A 14,982-nucleotide genomic window follows, 5' to 3' on the forward strand; every position below is an offset into this window, starting at 1 on the left:
GCCAGATGAGGCCCGATATGCAAGAGAAGATTCTTTCGATCATCGCCCGCGAGGCTGCGATGGAACCCGCCGAAGTGCGCCCCGACATGACGCTTGAGGAACTGGGGCTCGACAGCCTCGGCCTTGTCGAGATGATCTTCGCGATCGAGGAGACCTTCGGGGTGTCCGTTCCCTTCAACGCCAACGAGCCCTCGCAAAGCGAGTTCGACATTTCCTCGGTCGGCGCGATCGTGCGCGCGGTCGAGCGGCTGGTTTCGGGGCCGCAGGCGGCGCTGGCGTGACCCAGAGACGTGTTGTGATCACAGGGGCCGGGACGGTCAACGCCCTGGCCCCGGATGTGCAGGGCACCTTCGCCGCGATGGCCGAAGGGCGCTGCGGGATCGGCGCGCTTGAATTTCCCGATGTCGAGCGGCTGACGATCCGGATCGGCGCGCAGGTGCGCGACTTCACCCCCGAGACCCAGTTCGACAAGGGCAAGCTGTCGCTTTACGACCGCTTCACGCAATTCGCGCTGGTCGCGGCGCGCCAGGCGATGGCGCAGGCTGGGCAGCCGCTGGAAAGCTGTGATCACACCCGCTGGGGCGCGATCATCGGCACCGCGGGCGGCGGCAATGCGACGGTGAACGAGGCCTATCGCGCCGTTTATGCCGAGGGCAAGAACCGGGTGCATCCGTTCACCGTGCCGCGGCTGATGGGCAATGCGGCGGCGTCTCATATTTCGATGGAATTCGGGCTGATGGGGCCCAGTTTCGCGGTGGCGACGGCCTGTGCCAGTTCGAACCATGCGCTGGGTCTGGCCTTTCAGATGATCCGGGCCGGTCTGGCCGAGGGGATGCTGGCGGGCGGGGCGGAATCGATGCTGAATTTCGGCGGGCTGAAGGCCTGGGAAGGGCTGCGGGTGATGTCGCCCGATGGCTGCCGCCCGTTCAGCGCCACCCGCAACGGCATGGTGCAGGGCGAGGGCGCGGGCGTCTTCGTGCTTGAAACGCTTGAAGGCGCCAAGGCGCGCGGCGCTGAAATTCTGGCCGAGATCAAGGGCTTCGCCATGACCTCGGACGCCAGCGACATCGTCATGCCCTCGCGCGAGGGGGCGGCGCGGGCGATGCGGCTGGCGCTGCGCGATGCCGGGCTGCCGCCCGAGGCGGTGGATTATGTGAACGCCCATGGCACCGGCACCGCGGCCAATGACAAGACCGAGGCGGCGGCGCTGGCGGATATTTTCGGCGACGGGCTGGCCCGGCTGCCGGTCAGTTCCACCAAGGCGATGCACGGTCATTGCATCGGCGCCACCGGGGCGATCGAGCTTCTGGCCTGTCTGATGGCGCTGAACGAAGGCGTGATCGCGCCGACGCTGGGCTTCGAGGCGCCCGATCCCGAGTGTCCGCTGGATGTCGTGCCGCATGTCGCGCGTCAGGCGCGGGTCGACACGGTGATGACCAATGCCTTTGCCTTTGGCGGCCTGAACGCGGTGCTGATCCTGTCAAAAGCATGACGCCGCCCCGAAAGGCGGCGTCTTTCAATATCTTGCAAGTCGATCCTTAGTTTTGGATCACTTCGGCTGCATCGCATCCCAAGCCGCGCTGAAGCCTGTGAGCGAGATTTCCAGCTCCACCTTCTGATCGGGGGCGCGCATCGGCACGATCGTCATGGCGATCTTCTTGCCCTTCTTGAACAGGTCAAGCTCGTCCGCCTTCAGCATGACATTCGAGAAGCAGCCGACCTGCGAGCAGAAGGAATAGGGCAGGGTGATCGGCTTTTGCGTGTCGATCTGCAGCGTCACCCCGGCGGTCAGCGCCGATTCGAGCGGCGTGGCGATGGTGGCGCCGGCGACGGCCTCCTTGCCCTTGGGCAGGCCCAGAACCGAGATCGAGGCGACCTTGTTGCCGTCCTTGTCCGACATCACCTGAAACATCTCGCAGGGTTCGGTGCCGGTTTCGACACGGATGCACTGCACTTTCCAGTCGCCCTCGGTCGTCTTGACATAGGGTTCCGCGGCGGGCTCTGCCGCGGCGGGGGCCGCCGGGGCGGCAGCGGCCGGAGCCGCGGGATCTTCGGCCAGAGCCATCGGCGCCGCAAGGCTGACCGCAAGCAGAAGTGCAAGGGAAGGGGTGGTTTTCTTCATGAAATGTCCTCCGATGGGGATGGTGTCGCCTTACCATGGCGCCCGGGGCCTGTCAGGGGCAAAAGCGTCCGAAAGCGCCCGGCCGATGGCCGCGGCAGTGAAAGATGCGTGATCGGATCGGGGTGGGGCGGAAAAGAGAAGGGCTCCGTTTCCGGAGCCCTGTATTCCCCCTGTCGGACTGGCCGACTATGTCATTGCAAGGAACGCTAGTGCGGAAAACGCCGCAGGTCAACACGCAATGATGATCGGCCGTGACCGCCCGGCATCGGGGCAAAACGAAAAAACCGCGCCCGAAGGCGCGGCCAGTCGACAGGGAGGAAGTGTCCCGCGGCCAAAGGGCCCAAAGCGGAACAGATCCACTCTGGCACAAAAGGGTTAAACAAGTATTGTCGCAGCTGTTGCATGGAAAACCATGAATGTCGGCCCTGTCGGGCGGGGGTTGCGGAGGGCGAGAGATGGGCGGAATTCTGACCGGGGCAGGGATCTTCGTGGGGGGCGGCGGCGCGGGCCATGCCGCGGCACAGGAGCTGCTGCTGTCCTGCGGCAACCGCCACGGGCTGATCGCGGGCGCCACCGGCACCGGCAAGACGGTGACGCTGCAGGTCGTGGCCGAGGGGTTTTCGGCCGCCGGGGTCCCGGTCTTCATGGCCGATGTCAAGGGTGACCTTGCGGGTCTTGCCGCCTCCGGCTCGGAGACGGGCAAGCTGCACGCGGCCTTCGCGACCCGCGCGGCAACCATCGGTTACGAGCTGTCCTATCGCGCCTTTCCGGTCACCTTCTGGGATCTGTTCGGCGCGCAGGGCCATCCGGTGCGCACGACGGTGACGGAAATGGGACCGCTGCTGCTGGCGCGGCTGCTTGATCTGAGCGAGGCGCAGGAGGGCGTGCTGAACATCGCCTTTCATCTGGCCGATGCCGAGGGGCTGGCGCTGCTCGATCTGGCCGATCTGCGGGCGATGCTGGTGCATGTGGGCGAGCGCGCGGCCGAGCTGAAACTGCGCTACGGCAATATCTCGGCCGAGTCGGTGGGGGCGATCCAGCGCCAGCTGTTGATCCTGGAAAATCAGGGCGCGACCGGTTTTTTTGGCGAACCGGCGCTGGATCTGGCCGACATGATGACGCTGGCCCCGGACGGGCGCGGCCGGATCAACATTCTGGCCGCCGACCGGCTGATGGCCAGCCCGCGGCTTTATGCGACCTTCCTGCTCTGGCTTCTGTCGGAACTTTTCGAGGAGCTGCCCGAGGTGGGCGACCCGGACCGGCCGCGGTTCGTCTTTTTCTTCGACGAGGCGCATCTGCTCTTTGACGATGCGCCCAAGGCGCTGGTGGACAAGGTCGAACAGGTGGCGCGGCTGATCCGCTCGAAAGGGGTCGGCATCTATTTCATCACCCAAAATCCCGCCGATGTGCCCGAGGCGATTCTGGGCCAGCTGGGCAACCGGGTGCAGCATGCGCTGCGCGCCTTCACCGCAAGGGATCAGAAGGATCTCAAACGCGCCGCCGAAACCTATCGGCCCAATCCGCGTTTCGACACCGAAACCGCGATCAGGGAAGTTGGCACGGGCGAGGCGGTGACCTCGTTTCTGGAGGCGAAGGGGGCGCCCGGCATGGTCGAACGCACGCTGGTGCGCCCGCCGCAATCGCGCCTTGGCCCGCTTGCGCCCGAGGAACGCCGCGCGGTTCTGGCGGCCTCGCCCTTCGGGGGGAAATACGACCGCGCGCTGGACCGGCCCTCGGCGTTCGAAATCCTGACCGCCAAGGCCGATCAGGCCGCCACCGCCGCAGCCCGGGCCGAGGCGGCCCCGGCCTCTGCCGCCGCGCAGCTTGAATTCAACCGCGCCCGCCGCTTCGAGCCGCCGCAACCCGCGGCCAAGACGCCGCGCCGGTCCGCAGGCGGGGCATCGCGCAGCGACAGCATCGCCGAGGTCTTCGGCAAGTCGCTGGCCCGGCAACTGGGCAGCAAGGCCGGGCAACAGATCGTGCGCGGCGTTCTGGGCTCGCTGTTCAAGGCGCGTTGATCTGGGCCCGTCGATCCGGGCGCGCCGATCAGGCCACGCGGATCTGATCGGCCATCGGCTTGCGCGCCACCATCCGCGCTTCCGCCATCATCGCGATCAGCACCTCGATGTGACGCAGGAAACTATAGGCCGCCGCCCCGTTGCGGCGGGCCTGTTCCAGCCCGGCTTCCTCGTCCATCAGCGCCTGCAGCGCCGCTTCGGGGCGCGGCAGATCGCGCAGCGCAAGCAGCCGGCGCAGGTCGCGGTTGCGGTCGTAGTCGCGCTGTCCGAAACGCGCGGCCCGGATCAGCAATTTCGGGCGCCGCAGCTGCGCCATCTGGTCGATCTGGTCGGTCATCGTGATCCCCTCCACTCTGGCCGGATCAGGCTTGCACAACCAAAGCGGGTGTTGCGTAATTAACCGCTCAACCGAACGGTGCATTTCGAAATCTTTAGAGTTTATAAAGAATTTTGGAGTTCGCCCCGTTTCTTAACGATGGGGTAACCAAAGCAACCCACGGTTGCAGGCGCAGTTTGCGCTATCCTGACCGGGTAGCGCGTCGAACTGGGAGACCTGAAATGAAGACCATGCAAGCTTTGCAGTTGCTGCCTGCCTGGTTGTCTGACGATGCACGGCTTTATCTGCGTCATGTCGAGGAGGGCGTGCCGATCCGGCAACTGGCCCGGGCCCAGGGCTGTCATGCCTCGACCATCCTGCGCCGCGTGCGCCGGATCGAACAGCGCCGCGACGATCCGCTGGTCGACGAAGCCCTGACGCGGCTTGGCCGTTTCCCCCCGGCTGCCCCTGCTGCCCCGCCCAGAGAGGATGACCCCGCCATGACCGCTCCGATCCGCACCCCCGACCCCCGGCCGTGCCCCGATATCGAGACCCTCTCGCGCGAGGGGCGACGGGTGCTGCGACGTCTGGCCGAACCGGGGGCGCTGTTGATCATCGCGGCCGACATGGAAAAGGCGGTGGTGTTGCGTGGCACGGTGCGCACGGCGGTGGTGGACCGTGCGGTGGCGCAGGGCTTTGCGCTGAACGGCTGGATCGCGGTCAAGCACAGCGGCCGGGTGACCAGCTATGACCTGGCTCCGGCGGGGCGGGCTGCGCTGAAGGCGCTGATCGAGGCCGAGGCCTGCGCCGAGGGCCGCGACCCCGAGACGCCCTCGCAGGCCGACCGGCACCGCGACTGGGGCGAACGTGCGGTGAACGAGGGGCAGGGGCGGGTGACGCGGCTGCGGATGAACCTGGCCGAAAGCCCACTGGGCGTGCTGGCGCGGCGGCGCGATGCCGATGGGCGGCCTTTCCTCTCGCCCGATCTGGTGGCGGCGGGGGAGCGGCTGCGCGAGGATTTCGAACTGGCGCAGATGGGGCCGCGGGTGGCGCAGAACTGGGAACGGTTCATGACCGGCGGCGCCCGCGGCCAGTATCGGCCCGATCTGGGCCATGGCGGCCCGGGCGGGTCGGAGCGCGCCCGTGAACGGGTGGCGGCGGCGCTCTCCGACCTTGGCCCGGGGCTGGGCGACATGGTGCTGCGCTGCTGCTGCTTTCTGGAGGGACTGGAATCGGCGGAAAAGCGCATGGGCTGGTCGGCGCGCTCGGGCAAGATCGTGCTGCGCATCGCGCTGATGCGGCTCAAGCGCCATTACGACGAAACCTATGGCGGCGCGGCGCCCTTGATCGGCTAGGCGGGGCCGGGGGCGGCACGGGCAATTTGCATCGGGCGGGGTTTCGGCCTATCTGGGGTCAATCTTGCTGCGAAAGGACGCCCGATGCCCGACACCCAGGACCCGGCCCAAAAGGCACCCAGCCTGCGCCACCCGGAAAAGGCGCATCGCCCCGACAATGCGCAGCCGAAAAAGCCCGGCTGGATCAAGGTCAAGGCGCCCACCTCGCAGGGCTACAAGGAAACCCGCGATCTGCTGAAGACGAACAAGCTCGTCACCGTCTGCGAAGAGGCGGGTTGCCCGAATGTCGGCGAATGCTGGAGCCACGGCCACGCCACGATGATGATCATGGGCGAGACCTGCACCCGCGGCTGCAGTTTCTGCAATGTCGCCACCGGCAAGCCCGAGGCGCTCGATGCCTTTGAACCCGGCCGGGTGGCGCAGGCCGTGGCGACGCTCGGTCTGAAACATGTGGTCATCACCTCGGTCGATCGCGACGATCTGGAGGACGGCGGGGCCGAGCATTTCGCCCAGACGATCCGCGCCGTGCGCCACCGCGCGCCCGAGACGACGATCGAGGTGCTGACCCCCGACTTTCTGAAGTGTGGCCCGGAAGCGCTTGAAAAGGTTGTCGAAGCTCGACCTGACGTGTTCAACCACAATCTTGAGACCGTGCCCGGCCTTTACCCGACGGTGCGGCCCGGGGCGCGCTATTTCCATTCCTTGCGGCTCTTGCAACGGGTCAAGGAGCTGGACCCGGCGATGTTCACCAAATCCGGCATCATGGTGGGTCTTGGCGAGGATCGGCAGGGCGTTTTGCAGGTGATGGACGACATGCGCGCCGCCGATATCGACTTTCTGACCATCGGCCAATATCTGCAGCCGACGCCGAAACACCATGCCGTGGCCCGGTTCGTCACGCCCGAGGAATTCGCCGACTATGAAAAGGCGGCTTATGGGAAAGGCTTCCTGATGGTCTCGGCGACGCCCTTGACGCGGTCGAGCTATCACGCAGGCGAGGATTTCGCGAAACTGCGCGCGGCCCGCATCGCCAAACTCGGCCGCGGCTGAGCGAAGCAATCCCGTTATAACCATCTGGGGCAGGCCTAAGCGGCCCGCCCAAAGACAGATTTAAATCCTATAATCGGTAAATCGGAAAAATGATCTGTGCGGCACAAAATTTAGGGCAGGGGTCCAGATGATGGCAAACGGCCCCCGATGCGTCGCGCATCTAGGGGGCCGTTTTGTGTGTGATCACAGGCGAAGGCACAAGTTGCATAATGTCAAGCCGCTGGCGCACAATGTCTGCAGACACTACCTGCGGTTGCACCACGGGACGAAAGCCCGGGAGCCGCCGTTGCCCTTGGTTTTCTCCGGGCGGGCCTTGCAGGTGCCGGGTTCGAGCGGATCGAGGCGAAGCCCAGAGGCAGGTTCCCGCGTGTCGCGGGCCTTGGGCTTGGCGATCTGCGCGAGACGGGGCGGCTGCGGAGCTTCGACAGAGCGCCGGGGCTTGTCGAGGGCAGCGCGCCCGAGAACGACATAGGGGAGCGCTTCAGCAAGCTCGCGCTGTGCACGGGCTACGCGGAACGTCCCGCCGCCCGTGCGATCATAAGTTGCCCGATCCGGCGTCCCGGTCGGGGCTGAAGTCTGTCTGTCGCGGCGCTTGGCCATTTTGGAAACCCTCGGTCTTGTGGTTGGATAGCCACAAGATACCATCGCTAGACTGAGCGAGCAAATCTTCTATGTAACGTCGCTGGCGCTCGCGATCGCCGCTCATCATCCAGTCCTTCTGGCCTTGGATTGCTTCGAAAATCCTTTCGAAATGCTCGATCTGATCGGCGAGCGGAAGCGCTTCGAAGCGCTCACGCATGCGGCGAAGCTGGGCCTTGTCGAAGGACTTCTGGACCCATTCCGACATTTTTTCCCGGTCGGCGTCGTCTTGCGTGATCGCATCGAGGTAATCGCGCCGGGTGGCCCCGGTCATGAGATAGCGCTTGTCCTTGGAGCCGCCCGGGGGGAGGTATTCGAAAGACGAGGGCAGAACGCCCAATTCTCGCGCAAGCGCGGCCTTTCGAGCGAACCACGCCGCCCCAAGGGCGGGTTTCTTGGAGAGCGAGAACCAAGCGTTATTCTTGTTGTCCGCAAGGAGATACTTGCAGACGTAACGGGCCGATTTCTCGCTGGCGCTCCAATCGACCGTGATATGGCCATGCGGCCATTCGCGAATGTGGACCATTCGCTTTTGCGGTATCTCGCGACAGAAGGGGGCATCGGGGGTGCCATAAGCGGGGACCGTGCCGCGATCCCCGAGGGGTTCGAGGTGCTGGAAGAACAGCAGCGCGTGGAAATGCGCCCGGCCCCGGAGGTCCCCATACTCGCCCGCGACGAGATACCTTACTTTGTGACCCGCACGGCGAAGCAGCTTCATGAAAAGCTGGAAGTGACGCGGATGCAGGACTTTATCCGCGAGGTCGTCACGGGGCGCATAGGTAAGCGTTACCGTGGCCGTGACGGACGAGGTGGAAGCCTCAGCGAGCGAGCGGGCAACGTAATCGTTGACCCGGTTCTGACGGCAGCGCCAGCACTGGCGGCAAGCCACCTCTTGTTGTTCGAAGTTCGGCCCGCGTTGGACCCAGATGAAGGAGGGGTTGATGCACATTTTCGGGCCCTTCTTGGCGTGTCACTAAAAGGGTATGTTTATCTAGTTACAGACCCCCGCCCCCGCGCCTCTCTGATCGAGAGGCGCGGGGGTCGGACGTGCTGACAGGACAGCACTGTTAGATGATGGGGGGCGGCTGGCGCCGCCCCTGCGCCAGTTGAGGGTGCGCGCCGCCTCGCCCCTACGGGGCGGGCGAAGCTTCACCTCAACTTGGCCATCATTTTGGAGCCTATGACAGCCGTAAGGCCCTCTCAGCGCGCTTTACAGAACTGCGTGCTAACTGAGGGTCGGGCCGTAAGGCATTGAAGAAGGCTCAATCTCAAACGCCGATTGGCTGCATCCCGCCTAGGGCAAACCCCCGCAAGCGGGGGCCGCTTCGCTTTCGCCCTGGGCTATTGCGGAGGCAATTGGACCGCCTTCGGCGCCCTGCGGGTAGCTAGTCCAATTGCGCAGAGGGAACCCCGCAGAGCGGGGACCCCCCCCCCTGCTAGGGTCTACCGAATAGGCCGAGCGCCTCCGGCGCTGCAAGTGGCACGGCCACCGCATCGAAGAAGCACCTTCGCAAGTGAGTTGCTGAGAAGCCGCAAGCGGCTTGGGGCCTAGATGCGAACGCGGGCCAGAATGCCCCGGGGCATCATGGGTTCCGGGGGGCCGGGTTCGATCTGGCGGAGCCTGATGCGGTAATCCTGTATTTCCCAATGGGCGGGGTCCCATCGGAAGGTATCGCCGGGGCCATCGTCGCCGCCCCAATTGAGGGCCAGCTTGTCCCGCTTGGGCAGCGTGGCGTTGAGGCGGTCGAGGGCGAGACGGCCAAGGACCGCGAGGAATTGCCATTCCTGCGGCGTCAGTTGCCAGTGGTAGACACCGTGGACGATATCCACGGCCTCGCCAATGCAATGGGCCGAGCGGGGCCATGGGGCCTTGGAAACGCCCCGTTGCACAAGCGCATCTTGTTCCGCCTTGGTGCGGAAAGCGCTGTGGACGTAAAGGGGAATGCCCCGCCTGCGGCCCATTTCGCAGACCCGCGCCGCCCAGAGCATCAAGCGGCGGTCGACCATTTGCCAATCGGCTTTTTCGCCGTGGGTCAAATAGGCCGGGCCGGTGAAGTAGCTGGGGGCCCGGAGCCGCTGGGGAACATCCCATGTCGGGCCGTCTGTGGGATCTTCGAGGAAGCGAAGGGAGAGGCGGGCGGGGTCGGGGTTTTCGTGGCGGGCGGTCTGGTAGATAGCCTGAGGCGTCGTGAGACGCCCCAAGCCGTATTTTTGCCACCAGCCCGTGAGGACTTGGCCGGGTTTCATTCGGTGGCCACCTCATTGGTTTGTTCCGGCTCCCCTTCGGGTTGCCGATCGAGGCGAGCGCGCCGAAGCGTTTGGCGCTCTTCCTCGATTTCGGCGCGAAGCTCACGGAGCATCCGCCGTTTTTCGAGTTCGAACATGCGCGTGGCGCGGCTCACTTCGAGGAGGGACCCGCTTTCGTCGGGCATCCGGTCGATATTGGTGAAGACCTCGCCCGAAGCTTCGACAGCCGTCGAATGGGGGACGTGACGGAAGACCCGCACGCCCTTGGGCGCTTCGACCCGAAGCGTCAAATCTTCCTGCGTCTGGAAGTCGAAGGCCGCGCCGTAACCGACGAGGGCTTCGACCCCTTGGGCTTGGGCGTAAAGAGCGCCCGGACCCGAGAGCAGAATTTGCACCCGGCCTTTCGGGGCTTCGAAGGACGCATATTTCACCTCATTCCAAGAGTAGAGATCGAATTTCATTGTGGTTTTCCCCCTCAGCCTTCGTTGATGACGGCTTCGTAATCGTCGTTGTTCTCGGCGAGGACGTCGCCGATTTGGGTCAGGCCGGAAATCGTCAGGTTGTGACGGCAGACCACCTCAAAGGCGTCCGCAAGCTGATCCGCGAAGACGTCATGCGGGAAGGGCTGCGGCGCGAGATAGTGCGTGGTCGAGAACGTCGGGTTGACGATTTCGGTTTGCCAGATGGCCGAACGGTTTTCGGTCCAGCCGCCGCCCGGGGTGGCCATGTAGAACACGCCGCCAAGGCGCGTCGTGTCCCGGTTCCACTTGTCGTTCATGGGTTCATAGCCATAGAGGCCATGGGGCGTCGTGTGTTTGGCGTCAATGCGCCGGTTCTGGACCAGATCGACCGGCTCGACGCGCTGGATATCGCGCAGCGCGTTCGGCAGATGGTCGATATGGGTGGCCATAAGCCACTCATCGGACATGCGTTCGTCGATCCGTTCGGGAAGGACTTCAACCGTGAAAATGATCACGCCGCCAACGTCTTGGGCGGGGACATTGAGACGAAGCGTGGCCGAGGCGCGGCCCGTGGTGACGGACTTGTCGAGGTTCGCGCCATCGGTCGCGGGCCGCTCGGCGAAGCCGACCGGCACACGGGCGCTATCGAGCAGCCACGGGCGCTTGAACTGATCTTCGGGAACCGAAAGACCGCGCATGAGAAGAGAAACGATGGTGTCATCGTTCCGAAAGCCCGTGGTGTCGTTGCCTTCATAGGCCGTCCGCAGCTTGGCGAAGGCTTGAGTGGTGCGGGCCTTGTCGATATCGGCGAGCGTGATCGAGACGGCTTGACCGCCCATTTCCGCCCAGATGTCAGGATAGCCCGCCGCCGTCTGGCGGACGAAATAGGCGGTGTTGACGTTCCCGGTGTCCACACCGGAGGCCTTGGGGTAGGTCGTCGTGGCGCTGCCACCGGTCTCGTTGACCACGGCATTCGTGGACACGATGTTGAGGTTTTGCTTGCCAATACCCGTCACCGGGAGACGACCCGCGGCGACGTCGAGGTCGAGCGAGCCGACAACGAGGGCGCGTTCATAGTCGGGAACGACGCGCCCGAAGCGCTGCGACGGCCAGAAGGCCGGGGGCAGGGTGGAAGCCGCGGCGGCGTCTTCAATCACATACTTGCGGCGCGGAAGCCGCGAGGAGTGCGCGGCAAGCCGGAAGTTGTAAATCAGGTTGAAGGCGTCAACCAGATCGGTGTTGATCGCGCCGCTGTTGGGATAGGCGCCTTCGTGCACAGGGACGTGCAGGCCCAAAGTCTTGAAGATGGTCGAGTTGACCAGCGCGGTGCGGGTTTCCGAGCCCGCCGCGTAGAAATAGGGCGGCGGGGTCCGATTGTCGCTGCCGAGCGCGCGAATGACCTTGCCGGTCATGGCGTGCATGAGTTCTTCGCGCCCCGAGAATTGCGGATGCGCGGACTTGGGCACGAACCATGCCTGAATATTGGCGAAGACGCCATTCAGGAGCGGTTTCGGCATTTCGGCCAGTTGAACGTCAATGCCCATCGTGCCCGAGGCGCTATCGCCGGGCAGAAGGGGGGCATAGCCGACCGGGACGACGACACCGGCACGGCCGGAAGTCATGGTGACGTTCCGGTCATACCGCTGGGTGACGTTGAATTCGACGGGAGTCGTGGATTGACGCGCCATAGGGCGTTCCTTTCAGGATGAAGTGGAAGGGATCAAAAGGGCCAAGGGGCTTGTTGAGGCCCATAGGCGGAGCGCTGCGCATCCTTGCGGCGCTTTTCGTCTTTGCCGAAAACGTCGCGAAGCCAGCGGTAACCGTAGTTACGCCCCCGCTGCTTCAGGTTTTCGCGGCGGTCGGGGAGTTCGTCATAGGAGCGCTTCGCCTCGGCCATGCCATAGCCGAGCCATTGCTCGAAATCGGCGTTGTTGTTCGGATTGGGAACGGTGACAACCGTCCCATCCGCCAACACGCCGGGCATGGTCAGAGGGCTAGGATCGCCAGAATTATCAGGGCGAGTTTGAGGCCAAGATAAAGGCCCACGATCCAAAGGAGCAGTCGCACGAGGAACCCCCGAGTTTGCCGTTTCGGGAATGACCGTAACGGCAGATCGCCCGAGAGGCGAGGGGCCTTGCCCGGCGCTTTGTGCCGCAGAGGGCGGCGCAACGACGACGCCCGAGCGGGCGCGTTCAAGGTTGATCCGGGCAATATCAGTGTTGAGCTGATCCACCTGCCGTTGCCGTTCGGCGTCACCGTTGAATTCCTTTTCGATGCCCGCGACGGCATCGGCGAGGAACTCGATAGACGCGAGCGGCGGAACGTCCGAGGCCGTGGCGAGCGATCCGCCCGGCTGGCCGTATTGCAGAAGGGTCAGGGGGTTGAACCCGTATTTATCAGCCGCGCGGCGAGCGCCGAGCGCCTGAAGGTCGATGTTATCGGCAGCGTTGGGCTGCTTTTTCTTGCCGAAGATGGAGCCAATGGCCCCGACGACACTGGAAATAATGGTCGGGTCCATTAACGGGCGAGCCTCCGTTGCTGGAGGTAAGCGGCCCGCTTCTGAACGCGGGTCCGCATGGGAACAACGGGCCACAAGGCCCGGAGTTTCTTGCGCAATTCGTTCGGGCTGATCCAGAACATATCGCAGGCGAACAAAGCCGCCTGCGGAAGTTCGACCTCAGGGTCGAAAATCCAGCTTTCGCAGTTCGTGTGAATGATCAGCCACGACAGGGCATCTTCGAGGGTGGAGACGGAAATGGGATCGCGGGTCATTTGAAGAAACCCTCGATCTGCGCGATGGCTTCATCGAGCGAAAGCGTTTCGATCTCCAGAATTTCGACATCATAGCCATTGTCGAAGAACTGGCGCTCGATAGCCTCTGCCTCTTCCTGTGTGGCAACGGTAACGCCGAAAGCACGGCGACCGAGGGTGAGGATCACGTCGAAACGGGCGGCCATGATCAGACCACCGTGGACGTGAGACCCGCGCAGAACGCGCCATGCGCCTGCGGCCAGTAGAGGGCGCAGACGATGCCAAGGACGGAGACGATAGGAAGCGTGACGACGCGGAGGGTCGTCTTGACGGCTTGTGCCATGTGATCACCTTTGCTACCGGGCCGAAGCGGCCCGGGGCGATCTAGGCACAAATCCTATAATCAGTATTTGGGGGGAGAGCGTTTGAGCTACCACAAGCCTTAGTATGCAGCGGGGCGCGGTTAAAAGCGTCAACAAAGAAACGCGGCAGCTACAACTAGGCTCAGAGCCCAAACGCCCCCGAAAGATACCCGAGAGGGCGGAACAACGCAAGCGCGGCGGTCCTATCCAAAGGACTACCATGCGCGGAAAGAACATCACGAAACCGGAATCGGAATTCATCCGGTCCGCCCGTCTCGGGGGGATCGGCGGGAAGGTCTGGACCGTTGAGGCAATCGCAGAGGCGCTTGGGCGCTCGGATCGGTCAATCCGCAAGGCAGTTGCGCGGATGAAAGCAACGGGCGAGTGGGATGCGCCCGTGCAGCTTGGCTTCGATCTGGGCGGGCGCACCAATGGCCGCAGCTAACGAAAAGCCCTTCGGCGGGACGTATCAGAAAAAAGTCAAGGCTCTGGCGGTTTCGCGCGGGATCAAGGGCGCAACCTTGGCAATCCTTTCCGTGTTGCTGGACCATTGCAACTGGGAAACCGGAATCGCCTTCCCCCCCAAGAAGATGATTGCCGAGAAGTCTGGGGCGTCACCGAACACGGTTGACCGGGCGATTACCGCCCTCAAATCCGCGTGCATCATCGAGCCTGTTGCCTATCGCAACGGCGGGCGGCACCGGGCGGTTTGCTACAAGTTCGGCCTCGGCCCGTGGGGTGGAGAGGCTCAGCCGAAACAAGAAAAAACCCCCCCCAAAATGGGGGAAAAACCCCCCCAAAAATGGGGGAAAAACCCCCCCCAAAATGGGGGCCCCAACCATGAAGTAACATTTAAAGAACATGGAAAGGGGGCCGCTGGTCGCGGCCACGCCATGCAAGAGGCAGCGACAGCCGTTGCGCCAGAACCGGAAGCTGATCTGCAAGCGTGGATCGCGTTCGCCTATCGGGCAGGCGCGGCGCAGGGGGAACCGTTCGCGCAGGTCAGGCAGAAGGCCCTAAACATGCAGGCGCTTGCGCGTGGGGCTGCGGTGGAAGCTGCTTAGAACAAGCAGGGCTTGCCCCGGCCTTGCGCTTGTTCCTGCAAGGCCGGGGAGAGGGTCAGGCGAAGGCGAGGCGCAGGGCGGCAACCGCCCGCGCGACGGGGCCAAGCCGGGGCGCAATCGACAGGGACCGGGCGGGCGCGGGGCGGGCGACCTCGGCCTTGATCTTGTCGAGGTCGAGGCCGGGCCAGCTGCCCCAGTGGCGCGCGGGGCCGGTGTCGATGTGGATGAAGCCCTGATCCGGGTAGAAGCCGAACCCGGTGAACCCCGCGCGGATCGCGGCGGCGACGAATTGGGCCGGGTCGAGGTCTTTTTGCATCACGTCGAACGCCTTCGCCTGAAGGTGCTGCGAGTTCGTCGCGCCGCCAACCTTGCGGTTATGGGCGGGCGAGCGATAGGCCGAAAGAATCCGCAAGGGTTTCCCGATGGTTGCGCGAAGGTCTTGCAGCTTGTCGAGGCTGGCCGGGTCGATCTTGAGGGAACCGGACCCTTTGCACGCGAGTTCGGAGGGGCGGAAGTTCGGCCAGCGCCAGCCGGTTTCGGGCGTGGTGGGTGCGTGGGTGTGGTTGGGCCAGTAAAGTTTAGCAATTTCCATGGCTT

General features: G+C 64.3%; 18 protein-coding genes. 7 read left to right on the forward strand and 11 right to left on the reverse strand.

Features of this window, described 5'->3' with window-relative positions:
- Positions 1 to 5: 5 nt before the first annotated feature.
- On the forward strand, positions 6 to 281 hold the full coding sequence (locus tag ACTTAG_RS09315) for an acyl carrier protein (protein ID WP_444462064.1): 276 nt from the start codon (positions 6 to 8) through the stop codon (positions 279 to 281).
- The gene (locus tag ACTTAG_RS09320; protein ID WP_444462065.1) at positions 278 to 1,492 is read left to right on the forward strand and encodes a beta-ketoacyl-[acyl-carrier-protein] synthase family protein; all 1,215 of its coding nucleotides are present in this window, start codon (positions 278 to 280) and stop codon (positions 1,490 to 1,492) included. The genes ACTTAG_RS09315 and ACTTAG_RS09320 overlap by 4 nt, the downstream gene beginning before the upstream one ends.
- A gap of 57 nt (positions 1,493 to 1,549) precedes the next feature.
- Here ACTTAG_RS09320 and ACTTAG_RS09325 read toward each other — a convergent pair whose 3' ends face one another.
- Positions 1,550 to 2,122 (reverse strand): invasion associated locus B family protein, encoded by a 573-nt coding sequence (locus ACTTAG_RS09325; protein ID WP_444462066.1) that lies wholly within the window; start codon positions 2,120 to 2,122, stop codon positions 1,550 to 1,552.
- Positions 2,123 to 2,577: 455 nt separating this feature from the next.
- Between ACTTAG_RS09325 and ACTTAG_RS09330 the strand changes: the two genes are divergently transcribed.
- Positions 2,578 to 4,140: a helicase HerA-like domain-containing protein gene (locus ACTTAG_RS09330; RefSeq protein ID WP_444462067.1), complete on the forward strand. Its 1,563-nt coding sequence runs from the start codon at positions 2,578 to 2,580 to the stop codon at positions 4,138 to 4,140.
- 28 nt (positions 4,141 to 4,168) lie between these two features.
- On the opposite strand, the gene ACTTAG_RS09335 is transcribed toward ACTTAG_RS09330, so the two are convergent.
- Positions 4,169 to 4,477 (reverse strand): DUF6477 family protein, encoded by a 309-nt coding sequence (locus ACTTAG_RS09335; RefSeq protein WP_444462068.1) that lies wholly within the window; start codon positions 4,475 to 4,477, stop codon positions 4,169 to 4,171.
- A 221-nt stretch (positions 4,478 to 4,698) separates the two neighbouring features.
- On the opposite strand from ACTTAG_RS09335, the gene ACTTAG_RS09340 reads away from it, so the two are divergent.
- Positions 4,699 to 5,811 (forward strand): DUF6456 domain-containing protein, encoded by a 1,113-nt coding sequence (locus ACTTAG_RS09340; RefSeq protein WP_444462069.1) that lies wholly within the window; start codon positions 4,699 to 4,701, stop codon positions 5,809 to 5,811.
- Between the two features lie 84 nt (positions 5,812 to 5,895).
- Positions 5,896 to 6,861, forward strand: coding sequence for a lipoyl synthase (gene lipA, locus ACTTAG_RS09345; RefSeq protein ID WP_444462070.1), 966 nt, complete (start codon positions 5,896 to 5,898; stop codon positions 6,859 to 6,861).
- 535 nt (positions 6,862 to 7,396) lie between these two features.
- Here lipA and ACTTAG_RS09350 read toward each other — a convergent pair.
- The 8 genes from ACTTAG_RS09350 to ACTTAG_RS09385 form a co-directional block, all read right to left on the reverse strand.
- Positions 7,397 to 8,449 (reverse strand): rolling circle replication-associated protein, encoded by a 1,053-nt coding sequence (locus ACTTAG_RS09350; protein ID WP_444462071.1) that lies wholly within the window; start codon positions 8,447 to 8,449, stop codon positions 7,397 to 7,399.
- Positions 8,450 to 9,048: 599 nt separating this feature from the next.
- Positions 9,049 to 9,747, reverse strand: a complete 699-nt coding sequence (locus ACTTAG_RS09355; protein ID WP_444462072.1) for a hypothetical protein — start codon at positions 9,745 to 9,747, stop codon at positions 9,049 to 9,051.
- Positions 9,744 to 10,208, reverse strand: coding sequence for a hypothetical protein (locus tag ACTTAG_RS09360; RefSeq protein WP_444462073.1), 465 nt, complete (start codon positions 10,206 to 10,208; stop codon positions 9,744 to 9,746). The genes ACTTAG_RS09355 and ACTTAG_RS09360 overlap by 4 nt, the downstream gene beginning before the upstream one ends.
- Positions 10,209 to 10,222: 14 nt before the next feature.
- Positions 10,223 to 11,896, reverse strand: coding sequence for a hypothetical protein (locus tag ACTTAG_RS09365; protein WP_444462074.1), 1,674 nt, complete (start codon positions 11,894 to 11,896; stop codon positions 10,223 to 10,225).
- A gap of 32 nt (positions 11,897 to 11,928) precedes the next feature.
- A complete protein-coding gene (locus ACTTAG_RS09370; protein WP_444462075.1) occupies positions 11,929 to 12,726 on the reverse strand; it encodes a hypothetical protein in 798 nt (265 codons plus the stop codon).
- Positions 12,726 to 12,980, reverse strand: a complete 255-nt coding sequence (locus ACTTAG_RS09375) for a hypothetical protein (protein ID WP_444462076.1) — start codon at positions 12,978 to 12,980, stop codon at positions 12,726 to 12,728. Before ACTTAG_RS09375 ends, ACTTAG_RS09370 begins: the two co-directional genes overlap by 1 nt.
- Positions 12,977 to 13,165: a hypothetical protein gene (locus tag ACTTAG_RS09380; protein ID WP_444462077.1), complete on the reverse strand. Its 189-nt coding sequence runs from the start codon at positions 13,163 to 13,165 to the stop codon at positions 12,977 to 12,979. The genes ACTTAG_RS09375 and ACTTAG_RS09380 overlap by 4 nt, the downstream gene beginning before the upstream one ends.
- A gap of 2 nt (positions 13,166 to 13,167) precedes the next feature.
- Positions 13,168 to 13,302, reverse strand: coding sequence for a hypothetical protein (locus ACTTAG_RS09385; protein ID WP_444462078.1), 135 nt, complete (start codon positions 13,300 to 13,302; stop codon positions 13,168 to 13,170).
- Positions 13,303 to 13,541: 239 nt separating this feature from the next.
- On the opposite strand from ACTTAG_RS09385, the gene ACTTAG_RS09390 reads away from it, so the two are divergent.
- Together ACTTAG_RS09390 and ACTTAG_RS09395 are read left to right on the forward strand one after the other, a co-directional pair.
- On the forward strand, positions 13,542 to 13,766 hold the full coding sequence (locus tag ACTTAG_RS09390) for a hypothetical protein (RefSeq protein ID WP_444462079.1): 225 nt from the start codon (positions 13,542 to 13,544) through the stop codon (positions 13,764 to 13,766).
- A complete protein-coding gene (locus ACTTAG_RS09395) occupies positions 13,753 to 14,385 on the forward strand; it encodes a helix-turn-helix domain-containing protein (protein WP_444462080.1) in 633 nt (210 codons plus the stop codon). Before ACTTAG_RS09390 ends, ACTTAG_RS09395 begins: the two co-directional genes overlap by 14 nt.
- Positions 14,386 to 14,440: 55 nt before the next feature.
- Here the strand turns inward: ACTTAG_RS09395 and ACTTAG_RS09400 are convergent, their stop codons facing one another.
- The gene (locus tag ACTTAG_RS09400) at positions 14,441 to 14,977 is read right to left on the reverse strand and encodes a YcbK family protein (protein ID WP_444462081.1); all 537 of its coding nucleotides are present in this window, start codon (positions 14,975 to 14,977) and stop codon (positions 14,441 to 14,443) included.
- Positions 14,978 to 14,982 lie beyond the last annotated feature (5 nt).

The sequence above is a fragment of the Rhodobacter capsulatus genome (assembly GCF_052363185.1).
Classification (GTDB): domain Bacteria; phylum Pseudomonadota; class Alphaproteobacteria; order Rhodobacterales; family Rhodobacteraceae; genus Rhodobacter; species Rhodobacter capsulatus_E.